This window comes from Paraburkholderia fungorum, from assembly GCF_046027605.1.
GTDB classification, from domain to species: domain Bacteria; phylum Pseudomonadota; class Gammaproteobacteria; order Burkholderiales; family Burkholderiaceae; genus Paraburkholderia; species Paraburkholderia fungorum_F.
Genome location: NZ_JAQQEF010000015.1, coordinates 79,928 through 95,362 on the forward strand (window position 1 = coordinate 79,928; position 15,435 = coordinate 95,362).

The window sequence follows — 15,435 nt, forward strand, 5'->3', positions numbered from 1 at the left end:
GTCAGTCCCTGAGGCGGCGCGCGGCGATCGAACGCAGCGTCCGGTAGCACAGACCCGCGATGATCAGCGCCGCGAGCACGCCGCCCAGCATCAGCAACAGCGGATGCGACGAGAGCGCCCAGCGCAGATATTCCTGCGGCGACAAATGGCCGACGTAGTACGCTTCGCCGTTCGACGTGATAGTGACCGTGCGGCCGTGAATCACGGCCATCGCGCCTTGAATCTGCGGCAGCACGTCGGCGTCGAGCAGCGCGGTGGACAGATCGGCGTCCGACTGGCCGGCCGCGCTCACCAGCGCGACGGCGCTGCGGTTCTTCTGCAGCGGCGATTCGAAACCGGTCAGCAGGGCCGCGCCGTTCGAACTCACGAGCGTCAGGTCGGCGCGCGCGGGCGAACGTTCGACACCGCGCTCGCCATGCCACCAGTCCTCGAGCTTGAAGACGACGTCGGAGAGCGCGAAGGTGCGCGAATCGCCGTCGCTGGAGAACGGCATCGACCTGGCCCAGCGCTGCAATAGCGGTTGCTTGCCGGGCGCGCCGAAAATCAGCAAATCCTTGTTGGCGTACTTGTCGACGTCGTCGGCCGTGCCGACCGTGACGCCGTTCACCGGATAACCCGTCGATGCGCCCATCCGGCCCATCGTCAACAGGTACAGGCTGTAGTCGCTCGAATCGGCCTCGTTCGGCAGGATCACCGCGGTCTCGGACAAGTCGGCCATGCGCGTGAACGGGAAGCCGCTGTTGGCGAAAGCCGCGAGATCGGGCAATGCCATGTAATGCGGGAACGACGACAGATCGATGCTCGAGTTCGGATCGATCGCGCCGACCACGTTGTCCAGCAGACGGCCATGACATTCGCCGGTGTTCGGAATGTCGTAATAGAAATGCAGACGCACTTGCGCGCGCGGCGTCAGCAGCAGCGGCGGAATATGCACTGTGCGGCGCGCTTCGGCAGTCTTGTCCGGCAACACGCGCCCGAAGTAATGGCTTAGCTCGAACACCGAGCTTGATTCGGCCGGAATCGGCAGCGCCTGCACGAAGCCGTCATTGACGCTGACATTCAGCGACGAACGATCCCGCAGCGGGCGCACCGTGTAGCGGTAGCGCAGGTCGATGGGCGCGCCCTTGGTGTGCCACATGAACAGGTCGGGCGGCACGCGCAGATTGACGCGCACGGCGTCGGCGTCGTAGCCGGATACGCTCAGGTCGCGCGCGTCGGCGAGCTCGCCGAAACGCACGGGGCGGTTGGTGGGCAGCCAGTTCGGCGCGTCGTACGGCGCACGCGGCACCAGTTCGTTCAACTGGGTGATCGTCGCGCTCGCGCCGGTCAGCGCGTTCTGGCCGATGCCAAGTGACCTGGCGGCGGTTTTCAGTTCGGCTTCGGTGCGCCCGAGCACGAGCAGCAGCTTGCCGCGCGCCGGCGCTTCACGATCCACGACCGCGATGGTCGGACCGGAAATCGCAGGAATCGTTACGCCGGCCGGACGCTGGTCGTCGGTCGCAAAGACCACCGCGTTGCCCGACAGCGGCGCGTTATCCAGTTGCGCCGGGAACAGCGCGCCGCGATAGCCGGCGAGCGCGCCGAACCACGAGGCGACGATGCCGCCCGCTTCGAGCGTGGCGGCGCCCGGTTTTTGCGGAAACACGAACGGCAACTCGAGACGGCGCACGTCGCGGCGATCGAAGAACGGCTGCGGCAACGCGGCGAGATCCGGCTTGCTGGCAAGCGACGCATAGGTCAGATCGAGCGAACTGGCATTGCTGACCGTGGCCCACAACGACGAATTCGCCGGGTCTTCGCAGCTCGTCGTGTAATGGCCGATCAACTGCACGTTCAGGTGATTGAATTCGGTGATGAAACGCGGATCGATCGAGACGTCGCGCGCCACCAGCATGCCGGCCTGTTCGTGCGGCACCGGCAGCGTCGCGGCGACTTCGCCGTTCACCAGCACTTTCAGCTGGGAAAGATTCGCGAGCAGCGCGGGCGAGTAGCTATAGACCAGATGCAGGATCGCGCCGGTCACCACTTCGTCGCCGCGTACGGAAAACGCGACGCCGTTCTGGCCGTCGGTGCCGCGCAGTTGCAGGGGGTCATGTGCGCCGAGGTCGGCGAAAGTGAGCGTTTGACGGCGGCCACCCGGCACCAGCGTGCCCGGTTCGGCCGTGGTCGGCGTTCTGTTGCCCAGCGCTTTCACCGACACCGCGGCAAGCGCCGGTGTCGGCGTGGCCAGTTGCGGTTGCGCGATCGTGTTCGGATCATAGGGGACGGCCGCGCTCGGCGCGGGCACATTGCCCACCCCGGTGGCGACGCGCGCGCCCGCTGCGCCCTGAGCCGCCGGCGCCTGGCCGGCTGGCGACGCGCTGGCACCGCTCATGGCCGCCGCGGCCACTTCAGCCGCCGACGCGAGCGGCGCCGCCAACGCGGTCTGCAACACGAGCCAGCAGGCGAGCCCGCGCATCAACCGTTGCGAACGGAGACGGCCGAAACGACGCGGCTCCGGGTCCATCCCACTGCGCTCGTGATTCGAGCGTTCGACGTTTGACTTCGCCATCCTGTTGCCCATAGATCAGTCTTTGGTTTTTAGCTTCTTGACGTCCACCGGACGGCTTTTCATCGAGCTTCGAAGGTCGGCATAAAGATGTTCGAATAGACCCGCGATGCCGCGCGCGCCGACCGTGAGCACGTGCGACAGACCACGCAACGGCGTGTCCTGCTGACGTCCCTCGGCCCAGCCGGTCCAGGCGTCGGCGCGTGCGAAGGTGGTCTTGACGAACTCGTACTCCTGTTCGCGCGTCATCGCGGCGAAGCGCAGGCCCACCCGGCCCGGCGCCGTGAAGCCGACGGTGGCGGGGAACGCATATTCCTCGTCGCCGCGAAACAGCGAAACGGTGACGCGTTCGTGCATGGGCACTTCGATTTTGGCCGGCAGTTCCACGCCGACGCCGCCTTCCGAATAGTCGATGGTTTCGCAGGCAAGCGTGCGGCCGGTCGAGAACTTCAGCATCACGGGCATGCGCATCGCCACGCGGTGCACCGCGCGGATCTGCCGGCGCTCGCTGGCCGCGGCCACGCTCGCGCCGAGAATCAGCATGTTGTAGGTGGTCCAGCCGAGGTTCAGGATGGTCGTGTTCACCACGCTGCGGATGTGCCAGTTCAGATAGATATGCACGATCCCCACGACGAAGCCGATCAGGTTCAGCAACAGCAGGAACAGATACGGCCGTGAGATCGCCCAGTCGAAATAGTTCTTCTCGATCTGGCCGCCCTTGGCCGTCACGTTGAACTTGCCGAGCTTCGGGTTGATCAGCGCGAGCAACGTGGGCGCGGTGATATACGACGCCAGCACCGATTCATACACTTCGGCCCAGAACGAATGGCGGAACGAGCGCTGCATCCGCGAATTGGTGATGCTCGCATGCATCATGTGCGGCAGCGCGTAGATCGCGATCGTGCTGGCGGCGGCTTCGATCACGTGCGCGCCGAAGAACAGATACGACAGCGGCGCGGTGAGGAACACGAGACGCGGGACGCCGTAGAAGAAGTGCATCATCGCGTTCAGATAACAGAGCCGCTGGCCGATTTTCAGGCCCTTGCCGGTAAGCGGGTTGTCGATCCGGAAAATCTGCGTCATGCCGCGCGCCCAGCGAATCCGCTGACCGATGTGGCCGGACAGACTCTCGGTGGCGAGACCCGCCGCTTGCGGAATGGCCAGATACGCCGTGGTGTAGCCGAGGCGGTGCAGCTTCAGCGCGGTGTGCGCGTCTTCAGTCACGGTTTCCACCGCGATGCCGCCGATCTCTTCGACCATGCTCCGGCGCAACAGCGCGCACGAGCCGCAGAAGAACGTGGCGTTCCACAGATCGTTGCCGTCCTGCACGAGACCGTAGAACAGTTCGCCTTCGTTCGGCACTTTGCGGAAGGTGCCGAGATTGCGCTCGAACGGATCGGCCGAGAAAAAGTGGTGCGGCGTTTGCAGCATTGACAGCAGCTTGTCGCGCAGGAACCAGCCGAGGCCGATCTGCAGGAACGAGCGGGTTGGAATGTGATCGCAGTCGAAGATCGCGAGGTATTCGCCTTGCGTGATCTTCAAGGCTTCATTGATGTTGCCGGCCTTCGCGTGGCGGTTGTGCGTGCGGATCGTCCAGTTGACGCCGACTTCTTCGCAGAACGCCTTGAACTCGGGGCGGCGGCCGTCGTCGAGCACGTGGATCGAAATCTTGTCGGCCGGATAGTCGAGCGCGAGCGCGGCGAAGATGGTTGGCTTCACCACCGTGAGCGGCTCGTTGTAGGTCGGGATGAACACGTCGACGCTCGGCCACAGGTCGCGCGAAGCGGGCAGCGGCATCGGCGTGCGTTTGAGCGGCCACGCGGTCTGGAAGTAGCCGAGCAGCAGCACGATGGTCGAATAGACTTCAGCCGACACCAGCAACAGGCCCCAGGCGGCGTCGAGCGGATGTTCCCAGTAAGTGGTCGAAGTCAGTCGCCAGTACATATAGCGGCCCGACGTGACCACCGAGAGCATGATCATCACCATCGTCGCGTAGCGGCCAGGCAGGCGGCGGAACCACAGCGCGGTGATGAAGCAGCAGGTCGCGAACGTGAGTTGTTCGTAGAACGCGAGCGGCACCGTGAACACGAAGTACAGCATCGTCAGCGCGAACAGCGTGACCAGTGCCGTCACGATCCGGCTGTTCCAGAAGCGCGCGTCGACGATGCGTTCGAGCCGCGACGGCTCCGCGCCTTCGAGGCCCTGCGAAGAAGGCGTGCTCATGCGACGTTCCTCGGCGAGACGGCGATCGCATCGACCGCCGCCATCAGCCAGTTGCCGCACGCGCGAAAATCGGCGGCCGCCTGGCTGAGTGGATCGTAGTGAATCAGCGTGGTGTCGCACGCAAGCGCTTCGCTCACGCCTTCGTCCAGATGGATCACGCCCGGGAAGAGCTTGTTGCCGAGCATCTGGCGCAAGACCTTGAGAACATCTTTGGTCAACTGGCGCGACTGGTCGATCTGATTGATCACATAGCCTTCGCCGCCAAACTCGGGGCGCGGCGCCGCGTACGTTTCAATCAGCCGTTCCATTAGCGGAATCGCCGCGTACGAAGCGGCGTCGGCGAGAACCACGTTCAGCGTGAAGGTGGCCGCGCACAACGCAGTGCGTACGTACGCCGACGAACCCGGCGGGGTGTCGATGATGACGATGTCGGACGCGTCGAGCCGCAGCGTTTGCAGCGCCTGCGCGAGCCAGCCCGGGTCCTGGTCGAGGTGCGCTTCGAAGCGGCGGCGGTCGTCTTCAAGCAGCGCGCCATAGGGCAGCACGGTCACACCGTCTACGCCGTCGAACATCACCGATTGCCATGGATCGCCCGTCAACGTCGCGCGCGACAAACCGTCGATGCTGTCAAGCGGCACGCCGAAATGCAGACGCAGCGCGTTCTGCGGATCGAGGTCGAGGGCGATCACGCGCCGGCCGCCGGCGGCCAGCACGGAAGCGAGATTGGCGGCGAGGGTGGTTTTACCGACCCCGCCTTTGGCGGACACGACCGAGATGACTTTCATGAGCGACGAGGGCCGTTGACCAGCCACGAGTTGGAGACGGCGGCCGTGGCGACGCCAGCAGTAGTGGCCGGCGCAGCGGCTGGTGCTGCGGCCGTTTGCGCGGGTGTGCCACGCAGACGGTCGAACACCGATTGCAGCGGTACGGATTCGCCCACGGGCGCAGCGGGCTGCGGCGCCGACGCCAGTTCGGGTTCCGAAGCGAACAGCTTGCCGAGGATCGAAGCAGGTGGTTTCGGCGCCGCGGGCGCGGTGGTGTAGGTGGGGGTGTGCGTGTGAGCCTGAGCGTGAACCGATGGCGCTTGCGTCCATGTCGGAGCGGCGGCGCGTGGTGTGACGGCGGGGATCCCGGCGCGCGCCGGCGTCGGCGCGCTTGGCGACATGCCGGTCACAGGTTGCGCGACAGGCATGGCCGGCGCGCGGGACTGCGCCACCGGCGGAATACTCGCACGCGACATGATCGGGGGCACCGGTGCAGGGGCGACTTGCGCGGCGGTCGGCGACATCTGTGGGAGGGCGACGGCAGGCGCCGCACGGGTCGCCGCCGGGGCCGCCGCGTCGAGCCGCGCCGGGGCCGACGCCGCTTGCGTGGATGGCGCCGCTTGCGCATCGGCATCAGCGTTCGCTTCTAGCGCGCCGAAACGCGAAGCGCCGCTCGGCGCGGCAGGCTGAGCAGCGGCGGTGGCGACCGGCGGAATGTCCCGTCGATGCGAGCGGGTGAAGAGCGGCGCCTTCGCGCGCGTCACCGAGACCGCGTCTTTAGGCGTCGTGTCCTGACGGTCGATGGCTGCCGCCTGCGCGGTGCTGGCCAATGGCTCGCGAGGCGGCTCACGGCGTTGTCCGATTGCGGGAATCTTCGGCTGGGTCAGGTCCAGCGTCACCAGCAGCGGCCAACGGGTGCGCGCCGAACGCGCTTCGTTTTCGCGGCCGATTTCCTGGTACGCGTTCGCGTCGCCGCCGAAATGATCGAACAGTTTCTCGATGTCGCTTGATGAACTCATAGTGCCGCCGTCTTGTTCATGACTTGTTTTGCTCCGATCCCTTTACTTATGCGCGGCGCTGGAATGCTGGCATTGCCACATCACGCGCACCGGTCTGGCGCGTTCCTCTACTGCCTGTTGCCTGGCGACTCTTCACCGGATGCGAGCCGGTCCTGCCGGCGCATGCCTGAGGGCGGTTCTTCTCTTTTCGAACCACCTACCCGGTTCGGCTGGCGGCTTCGCTTGCCGGTCCGCTCAGACGGAATGCCGCCCTAGCCGAAACTCGATCGCGGTGTCCGCGCCGTACTCGCTGGTTTGCACCACCGACAAGCCCTGTGCGCCCAATGCGCTCAACCAGGTCTGATAGACACCTTCGAGAAACGCCGGGGTCCATGCGAGCGCCGTGTGGCCGAATGCCTGCAGCGGCGCGCAGTAATGAACGATGCGCAAGGACTCGGCTTCGTCGGACAACTCGACGTAGCCCCAATCCATGTCATGCCAGTACAGATTTAATGCCTGAGCGAGCTCAGCCGTTGACCCGCATGCGGGCAATTGATGCACTGCCGCGAACCGGCAGCCGACGCGATACATCAGTTGGCGCAGCTCGTCGCGACCGATCTGCGCTTCGAACTCTGTCGCAAGCGCAGTCAGCATGCCGCGCCACTGTGGCGAGATTTGGCGCTCCAGCAGGTAATCGAGAATTGGGACCATGTTTTCCGGGAAATGGCCCATGCGTGGGCCGTGTAAAAAATGGATGCCGACGAATACAAATGAACGCGGTAGGGAAGGCCGCGCATTGCACGCGCCTTAGGTTATTTTTACCGGACTGTCTAGTCTTTCCGCCACACTTCGCAGAAGTCTACTTAAGAGATTAACTTTAAGCCAACTTTACATTCGTCTGGTTTATACGTGCAGACATTTGTGGCGGATGCAGATCCACGGCGTAATTTTTCCTGTGTGAATCGCTTTTGGTCTTGCCCACCGGCGCTTAGCCGGTGTCCAGGCATTCGTCATCGTTTTAAGCGTTGCCCGCATGACCCTGGCAGTGCCGGTTTTATCGTTGCTCTAGTGTTTTATTTCGTGGCAAATGCAACGCTTTGCGTTTGTGCGAATGAGATAGGCATTTGCCTTTGCCGGTAATTCTTGCAGAATCGTGCAGAATCGTTGCGACCTCAACTTTTGTCGGGGGCCAGAAAGCTGACGAACTTGCGCAGCCGGCTGTTCATGCAATGGGGCAACCGCGCAACCAGCGGAGCACGGCGCACCACGGGGATGCTGTTCGACTCAATAACAATGATCAATCCACTCACTATTCTGGCTGTCACGGTTTTATCGAGTGCCATGAGCATGGCCGTGCTCGGCTCGTTATGGCGCGCGGCGATTCCCGGCGTCGGTTACTGGATCTCGGCCAGTGCGGTCGCGATCGTGGCGCTGCTTGCCTTTGTCTCGCAGGGCCACACATCGCACTGGGTGGGTATCGTGGCGGCCAATGAACTGCTGGCCGTCTCACTGCTGCTGGTGGTCGAAGGCTGTGACCGGTTTCTGGGCCGCCGCACGCGGCCGTGGGCGGCCTACGCCGGCGCGCTTGCGGTATTGCTCTGCATTATTTACTGGACCTTTGCGGTTCCGGACTTCAACGCACGCGTGGCCGTAGTGTCGGCATATCACGCGATCCTCTATGCGATGCTTGCCATGATGATGTTGCGCGACCGCCCCGCCAACCGGCCGCGCTACAGCTACTACTTTCTCGCGGTCGCGGCGTTGCTGTTATGTATCGGGCATGTTTCGCGCGGCGTTTTTTACGGCTTTGGCATGTTGTTGCAGTCCGACTTGCTGCAGGTGTCGCCGAGCAACGTCGTTTTTCTCGCACTCGGCATTCTCGCGACGCCGTCCCTTTCGATCGGAGTGGTGATGCTGGCGCATGACCGTCTCGCCGAGCGGCTCGAGCGGCTCGCCAATGTCGACGAATTGACGGGCGCGCTGTCGCGCCGGGCGTTTCTCGCGGCCGGCGACGCGCTGCTGAACACGGCTCGCCGCACTCGCTCGCCGATGACGATGGCGATCATCGACATCGATTCGTTCAAAACCGTCAACGACAGCTACGGCCATGCCGCCGGCGACCAGGTGCTGAGCCATTTTGCGACGTTCGTCGCCGGCAACCTGCGGGCCGGCGACGTGTTCGGGCGGCTGGGCGGCGAGGAGTTCGGCGTGCTTTGCCCGGCAACCACCGCCGCCGAAGCGGTGAGCTTGCTGGACCGTCTGCGGGTTCAACTCGCGTCGGCCACGCCGCTCGAGTTGCCGCGTGGACTGAAATACACCTTCAGCGTTGGGGTGGACCAGCATCGGCGCGACGAATTGCTTGCCCAGTTGATGGCGCGTGCTGACGGCGCGTTATATGCCGCCAAGGCCTCGGGACGCAATCGCGTCGTGATGGCCGCGTAGTCCCGGCGGGGCGGGGCGCCATTCTATTTGCGGGCGTGGCATAAATATTTGTCAGACGGTTGCCGTTATACATGGGCAAAGTGACCGGAGCCAGCCTGATAGCGATCAATATGCCTTCCACTTCAACGAAGCAACTGTCCGATTCCGGGTTGCGTAATCGTTTTCATCAACGATCGCTGGAACATCAGCGCCCGCTTTCGGTGGTGACGATGGCGTTTACCGTTGTCGCGTTCCTCTGTTTAGTCGGGGCGCGCAACATGGTCGACGGCCCGGCGATCCCGCTCGCCTACCGGCTCGCCTGCGCGCTGGTGCTCGCCCTGCTGGTGATGGCAATTCCCCGCGCCGGCTCGACCTGGGCGTTTGGCGCAATCGGTGTCGCGTACTCGCTGGTGCTGGTGGCCGGTCTCGCGTTGAACGTCTCCGGTGTCGAACAACCGTTGCTGTGGGTCCTGCCGGCCCTGGTGGTGATCCCGATCTGCGCCGCGCCGCTGTGGCTCACGCCGATGCATTTTTGCGCCGGCAGCGTGCTCTTTTATGCAGCCGCGTTTGCGTTGCTGTCCGGCGAGCCACGCACGCATGAAGTCGACGTCGTCGTGTGGATGTGGATCGTGGCGATCGGCATACCGACGTCCGCTGTGTTTCACTTCGGCTTCTACCGGTTCCGGCGCAACCACTTTCTGCTCGAGAGCCAACTGGCGCAGCTCGCCGCGACCGATCCGCTGACCGGCCTGCAAAACCGCCGCGCGTTCGTGAAGCAGGCCGAGCGCCGCCTTGAAAACATCAAGCCCGATATGCGGGTCAGCGCGATTTTTCTCGACATCGACAATTTCAAATCGCTGAACGACCGCTTTGGCCACGCAGTCGGCGACCTCGCGCTTTACCAGGTCGCCCAGGTGCTGATGGAGGAGACTTCCGCGGACGACAGCGTGAGCCGGATCGGCGGCGAGGAGTTCGCCGTGCTGCTGCACGACGGCCTGGCCGGCGCACTGGCGCTGGCCGAGCGTCTGCGCGGCGCGATTGCGGCGATCGAGCGCCCTGACGGTCGTCTGACCGCGAGCTTCGGCGTGGCCGAGCACCGCAGCGGCGAAAGCATCATGGTGCTGCTCGATCGCGCTGATGAAGCGTTGCTGCGCGCCAAGCATTCGGGCAGAAACCGCGTGTGTGTCGAGCGCGCGTTACCGTTCGAGTCGCTGCAGAAGCTTTCCGGCGAGGTGCCGGACGGTGCGGCACCGCCGCGGCATCGATGGGAAGACTGTTACCTGACCTCGTATTTTCAGCCGCTCTACAGCTTGTCGCATCAGAAGCAGGTGGGTTTCGAGGCGCTGCTGCGCGGCGAGCAGCACGACGGCACGCTGGTGCCGCCCATGGTGCTGTTCGCGCCGAAGCCATCTAACGACGAGGGCGCGCTCGATCGCGCGAGCCATGCTGTGCATCTGGACAATGCGCGCAAGGTGCTGCCAGCCGATGCGTGGCTGTTCCTCAACATTTTGCCGGCCACCTTTATCGCTGCAGGCTACGCCGACCAGCTCGCGACGACCGTGCGGGCGGTGGGACTCGAACCTGAGCGGGTGATTCTCGAAATTCTCGAATCGCATGGCGGCAGCGTCGATGACATGTCGCGGGCGGCGGCCTTGTACCGTGTACACGGTTTCCTGATTGCCGTCGACGATTTCGGCGCGGGCCAGTCGAACCTTGACCGGCTGTTCCGGATCCGGCCGGATCTCGTGAAGCTCGACGGCGAACTGATTCGCGCGACCGGTCACGGCACGGAGCAGCCCATCTTGCCGAAGCTCGTTTCGCTGTTGCATCAGGCGGGGATGCTCGTGGTTGTTGAGGGCGTGGAGACCACGGAGGAATTGATTCTTGCGGTGGAGTCGAATGTGGATTTTGCGCAGGGCTATCTGCTGGGGCGGCCGGCTGCGGAGATTGCGCCGCCGGAGTCGGTGCATCGGCGGATCGATGATGCTTTTGATGTGATTGCCCAGGGGAGGGCACATCAGCATGCTTTGTTCGAGTCAGAGGTCGAGCCGTACCGGGTGGCTTTGAGCCATGCGGCTGATGATCTGCTGGCTGGGGTTTCGATGGATCAGGCGTTTGCTTCTCTGGCTACGTTTGATCGCTGTATCAGTTGTTTTATCCTCGACGATTCGGGGCGGCAGATTGGGCATGAGGTGCTGGGGCCGGCTTGGAGTAGCGAAGCGGCTTCGCTGCATCCGGTGGCGAATCCTCGCGATGCGAGGTGGGATCATCGGCCTTATTTCCGGAATGCGGTTTTGTTGCCCGGGGTTGCTGTGTCTAGTAATCCTTATCTTTCTTTGGCGAGTGGGCGGCCTTGCATTGCTGTTACTCTGGCTGTGCAGTTTGTGAGTGAGCGGTTGGTTGTTGGGGTGGAGTTGGATTGGTCGGCGGTGGGGTTGCCGTGGCCGGCGGGGGAATAAAAGGTTTGGTTTTTTGCCTGCGGGGCGCTTGTTTGTCTGTGTTTTTATGGAATTGGCCTTTCCTTGAGCTGGTTGCCCGCGTGGCGCTTGTTTGTCTGTGTTTTTATGGCATCGGCCTTTCCTTGCTTTGTTATTGGTCTATTAGCGTTGCCCCTGTGCGGGGCGGCACCTACTTTTCTTTGCCGGCCGCAAAGAAAAGATAGGCAAAAGAAAGCGGCTCAAACCGCTAATTCTTAAGCGGGTCTCCCGCACAGCCACGGTAGTGGTGCATCTGGAATCTGTGTTCTCGCACATTCGACGTGAGTGACAAAGCCGTCATACTTCCGGCGCGCGCTGCGCGCGCCGAAGAGTTCCCCCACAACCGATCGCTGCGTTTCACACTCGTGGTTATGTCCAGTACCGTGGCTCGCATCGAATGGTCACTCCTCTCGCTACCGCCAGCGCGATTGTCTTCCTCCGCAACCACGACATGCTCGTTTCGTTTGATCCGCGTTTGCGACATTCATTCCTTGCTACGTTCATTCTCTTGCCAACTCATTCGCTGCCGGTTTCGTCACTAAGTTATTTGACAGCCTCGCCGAGGCGAAGCCGACGGCCCCCACCGCGTTCAGACAAAGCCACTGGTTTGCATGCTCACTCCTTCCGGAGAGCACGCAGTGCGAGGCGGGAAGTATGACGGCCTTGTCACCAGGGCTGAATGTGCGAGAGCACGGATTCCAGATGCACCACTACCGCGACTGTGCGGGGGACCCGCTTTTGAGCTAGCGGGTTGAGCCGCTTTCTTTGCTTATCTTTCTTTGCGGCGGCAAAGAAAGTAAGTGCCGCCCCGCACAGGGGCAACGCTAATAAACCAATAAGAAATCAAGGAAAGGCCAAAAAGTCAGATCAAGGAAAGGCCAAAAAGCCAGATCAAGGAAAGACCAAAAAGCCAGACCAGGAAAAGGCCAACGCCGTAGGCAAACAAACGAACAAGCGCCGCGCAGGCAACAACGCCGTAGACAGACAACCCACCGCCGAACAGGCCAAAACCCAACTCTTAATACCCGCCCTTAACAGTCGTCACGACCCCGGCGTTCCTCTTGTACGAAGAGGCCAACTCCGCCGCGGCGCGGCTCAACAACCCCGTATCCGTCCCCACCGCCACAAACGTCGCGCCCGCCGCGAGATACTCAGCGGCAATTCCCGCATCCGGTGCCAGCACGCCCGCCGCCTTGCCCGCATCCCGCACCGTCTTGATGCCTTTACATATCGCTTCCCGTACGCTGGCGTCTCCTGGCTTACCCAGCAACCCCATCGACGCACTCAAATCCGCCGGACCAAAAAACACACCATCAATGCCCTCCACCGCCGTAATCGCCGAAAGATTTTCCAGACCCTGTACGGTTTCCACCTGCACCAGCACACACAATTCTTCAGCCGCCGTGCTCAGGTAGTCCGGTATCCGGTTCCACCGCGATGCCCGCGCGAGCGCACTGCCGACACCGCGAATGCCCTGCGGTGGATAACGCGTCGCCGCGACGGCGTCAGCCGCCTGCTCGGCTGTATCGATCATCGGCAACAATAAAGTCTGCGCGCCAATGTCGAGCAATTGCTTGATCAACGCGCTATCGCTGCGCACCGGACGCACCACCGGATGCGATGCATACGCAGCCACCGCCTGCAATTGCGCCAGCGTGCTGCGGACATCGTTCGGGGCGTGCTCGTTGTCAATCAACAACCAATCGAAACCGGCTGTGGCCAGCAACTCGGTGACGTAGGCATCGGCCAGCGCCGCCCATAAGCCGAACTGCGGTGTGCCCTGAGCCAATGCACGCTTGAATGTGTTTTGCGGAAGAGACATGTCGGAACACTCAAATGAAATTCAAACCAATACCACCAAGCGGACCATAGTCGACGTGAAACGTGTCGCCCGCTCGCGCCGGAATTGGGCTCGTGAACGAGCCGCTCAGAATCACGTCGTTCGCGTTCAATACTTCGTCATACGGCGCAATCTTGTTGGCGAGCCATGCGACGCCCGTCGCCGGATGATTCAGCACCGCCGCGGCAAGCCCGCTTTCTTCCACCGCGCCGTTCCTGTAAAGCAACGCACCAACCCAGCGAAGATCGACGTCCATCGGGCGCACCGGGCGGCCGCCCAGCACAATGCCCGCATTGGCCGCAAAGTCCGAGATCGTGTCGTAGACCTTGCGCGGTGCCTTCGTCTCGCGGTCGAATTGCTCGATGCGCGCGTCGATAATCTCCACGGCAGGGGTCACGTAGGCGGTGGCATCCAGAACGTCGAATAGCGTGATGCCCGGACCCTTCAAAGGCTTGCTCAGCACGAAGGCCAGTTCGACTTCCACGCGCGGGGCGATAAAACGGTCGGCACGAATGTCCTGGCCGTTTTCGATGAACATGCTGTCGAGCAGCGGTGCATAGTCCGGTTCGTCGATCTGCGAGGAACGCTGCATCGCACGTGACGTCAGGCCGATCTTGCGGCCTTTGATCACGTGGCCCTCGGCGAGTTTGAGTTTCACCCACTCGCGCTGAATCGCGTAACCGTCCTGTACGGTCATCTCGGGATACTTGGCCGAGAAGTGGCGCAATTGCGTGCGCGTTTTCTCGGCATGGTCGAGTTGCGCCGCGAGATCGCGAATAGTCTGTTCGTCTAGCATGATGGATTCTCTATAAGCGTGCTGTCACGCCGGGATACCAGGCCCCAGGCATTGGATCTGCGATCAGGCTTTCAACCGCGCGTGCAAATTGTTGTGCTTCCACGTGCCAGCCTCGCTGAATTCGTTGATCTCCAGCGATAACGCGAGGCCGTGCTTTTCAAACTCGGCGGCGAAGTGCTGTTTAATCAGTTCGAACAACGCGTCGCCGGTCGCTTTTTTGGCGGCTTCCGAACGACCGGCGCCGATCTTCAGGTTCGCGTGCAGAAACGCGGCGTCGGCTCTGCCGTCGGCGATGCAGTACTGCTCGCAACGCAACGCGCGCACACGGATGCCGCCAAGCGGATAAAGGCGCTGTTCATTCTCGCGCTGTGCGTCGAGACAATCAGCGAGCGATTTGCAAAGCCGCCCAAGGCTTTCTTCGCCGGCAAGGTTGGCGCTGTATTCGAGTGTCAAATGCGGCACGGTATGCTCCTTTCTCAGGACTTAAGCGGGCAGGGGAGTCACAGGGAAGATCGCATTGATCTGGCCGGTGCCCGAACTGCCAAAATACGGCGTGACGACTTCTACCTTGCCGTCGTAGCGATCCCAACCGAGTGCGCCAAGCAGCATCGCGGTGTCGTGCATGCCGCCTTCGCCCCAGCACTTCTCGTTATAGAGCGGCAGCATCTCGCAGAAGGTTTTCCAGTCGCCTGCTTCCCACAGCTCGACCACCTTGTGGTCCATCTGTTCGAGAAACGGGCTCCACACCTTGTGCATGAACTGCTCGGCGGTACCGTTGTTAGCGAAGTGGTGGCTCAACGAACCACTTGCCAGAATCGCCACGGTGCCGTCGTAACGTTCCTCGATCGCCTTGCGTACCGCGAGGCCGAAGCGCGCGCTGGTTTCGAGGTCGTGCCACATGCACCAGCCCGCCACTGACACGGTCTTGAAGTGCTGATCGCTATTCATATAGCGCATCGGTACGAGCGTGCCGTACTCGAGCTCGAGCGTGGTTTCGCTATGCGCGCGGCTCTTCACGCCCATTTCGTTGGCGACTTGCGCGATCAGATCGCCGAGCCCGACATTGCCGGGATACGCGTACGGCATGTTCTTGATGAAGTGCGGCAGTTCGTTGCTCGTATAGACGCCTTCGAACTTCGGCGCGCAATTGATGTGGTATTCGCTGTTCACCAGCCAATGCACGTCGAATACGACGATCGTGTCCACACCCAATTCGCGGCAGCGCCGGCCGATTTCATGGTGGCCATCGATGGCGGGCTGACGGCAACCCTTATGCGGACCGTCGAGTTCGGACAAATATAACGACGGGACGTGAGTGACTTTTGCTGCCAACGCGAGCTTACCCATCGCGGTCTCCTATTCTATGTG

Annotated in this window: 12 protein-coding genes; 2 read left to right on the forward strand and 10 right to left on the reverse strand. The window is 62.6% G+C overall.

Translation table 11 applies throughout. The annotated features are described in order from the left end of the window. Position 1 precedes the first annotated feature (1 nt). The 6 genes from bcsB to PQR53_RS23780 form a co-directional block, all read right to left on the reverse strand. On the reverse strand, positions 2 to 2,563 hold the full coding sequence (bcsB, locus tag PQR53_RS23755) for a cellulose biosynthesis cyclic di-GMP-binding regulatory protein BcsB (RefSeq protein WP_408459223.1): 2,562 nt from the start codon (positions 2,561 to 2,563) through the stop codon (positions 2 to 4). A gap of 3 nt (positions 2,564 to 2,566) precedes the next feature. Then, positions 2,567 to 4,771, reverse strand: coding sequence for a UDP-forming cellulose synthase catalytic subunit (gene bcsA / locus PQR53_RS23760; RefSeq protein WP_408459226.1), 2,205 nt, complete (start codon positions 4,769 to 4,771; stop codon positions 2,567 to 2,569). Continuing rightward, a complete protein-coding gene (gene bcsQ / locus PQR53_RS23765) occupies positions 4,768 to 5,556 on the reverse strand; it encodes a cellulose biosynthesis protein BcsQ (protein WP_408459228.1) in 789 nt (262 codons plus the stop codon). Before bcsQ ends, bcsA begins: the two co-directional genes overlap by 4 nt. Next, positions 5,553 to 6,554, reverse strand: coding sequence for a cellulose biosynthesis protein BcsP (bcsP, locus tag PQR53_RS23770; protein WP_408459231.1), 1,002 nt, complete (start codon positions 6,552 to 6,554; stop codon positions 5,553 to 5,555). The genes bcsQ and bcsP overlap by 4 nt, the downstream gene beginning before the upstream one ends. A gap of 234 nt (positions 6,555 to 6,788) precedes the next feature. Further along, positions 6,789 to 7,244: a cellulose biosynthesis protein BcsD gene (gene bcsD, locus PQR53_RS23775; RefSeq protein WP_408459234.1), complete on the reverse strand. Its 456-nt coding sequence runs from the start codon at positions 7,242 to 7,244 to the stop codon at positions 6,789 to 6,791. Between the two features lie 461 nt (positions 7,245 to 7,705). After that, positions 7,706 to 7,876 (reverse strand): hypothetical protein, encoded by a 171-nt coding sequence (locus PQR53_RS23780; protein WP_408459237.1) that lies wholly within the window; start codon positions 7,874 to 7,876, stop codon positions 7,706 to 7,708. Between PQR53_RS23780 and PQR53_RS23785 the strand changes: the two genes are divergently transcribed. Beyond that, entirely contained in the window at positions 7,875 to 8,975 is a 1,101-nt protein-coding gene (locus PQR53_RS23785) for a GGDEF domain-containing protein (protein WP_408459240.1), read from the forward strand. The genes PQR53_RS23780 and PQR53_RS23785 overlap by 2 nt on opposite strands. Before the next feature lie 110 nt (positions 8,976 to 9,085). After that, entirely contained in the window at positions 9,086 to 11,413 is a 2,328-nt protein-coding gene (locus tag PQR53_RS23790) for an EAL domain-containing protein (protein ID WP_408459243.1), read from the forward strand. Between the two features lie 1,036 nt (positions 11,414 to 12,449). Here PQR53_RS23790 and hpaI read toward each other — a convergent pair. The 4 genes from hpaI to hpaD form a co-directional block, all read right to left on the reverse strand. Next, positions 12,450 to 13,253 carry a 4-hydroxy-2-oxoheptanedioate aldolase gene (hpaI, locus tag PQR53_RS23795; RefSeq protein WP_408459245.1) on the reverse strand — a complete coding sequence of 268 codons (804 nt, stop codon included), beginning with the start codon at positions 13,251 to 13,253 and terminating at the stop codon, positions 12,450 to 12,452. Positions 13,254 to 13,263: 10 nt separating this feature from the next. Then, the gene (gene hpaH, locus PQR53_RS23800) at positions 13,264 to 14,067 is read right to left on the reverse strand and encodes a 2-oxo-hept-4-ene-1,7-dioate hydratase (protein WP_408459247.1); all 804 of its coding nucleotides are present in this window, start codon (positions 14,065 to 14,067) and stop codon (positions 13,264 to 13,266) included. 63 nt (positions 14,068 to 14,130) lie between these two features. Next, positions 14,131 to 14,529 (reverse strand): 5-carboxymethyl-2-hydroxymuconate Delta-isomerase, encoded by a 399-nt coding sequence (locus PQR53_RS23805; protein ID WP_408459250.1) that lies wholly within the window; start codon positions 14,527 to 14,529, stop codon positions 14,131 to 14,133. A gap of 21 nt (positions 14,530 to 14,550) precedes the next feature. After that, the gene (gene hpaD / locus PQR53_RS23810; protein WP_408459252.1) at positions 14,551 to 15,414 is read right to left on the reverse strand and encodes a 3,4-dihydroxyphenylacetate 2,3-dioxygenase; all 864 of its coding nucleotides are present in this window, start codon (positions 15,412 to 15,414) and stop codon (positions 14,551 to 14,553) included. Positions 15,415 to 15,435 lie beyond the last annotated feature (21 nt).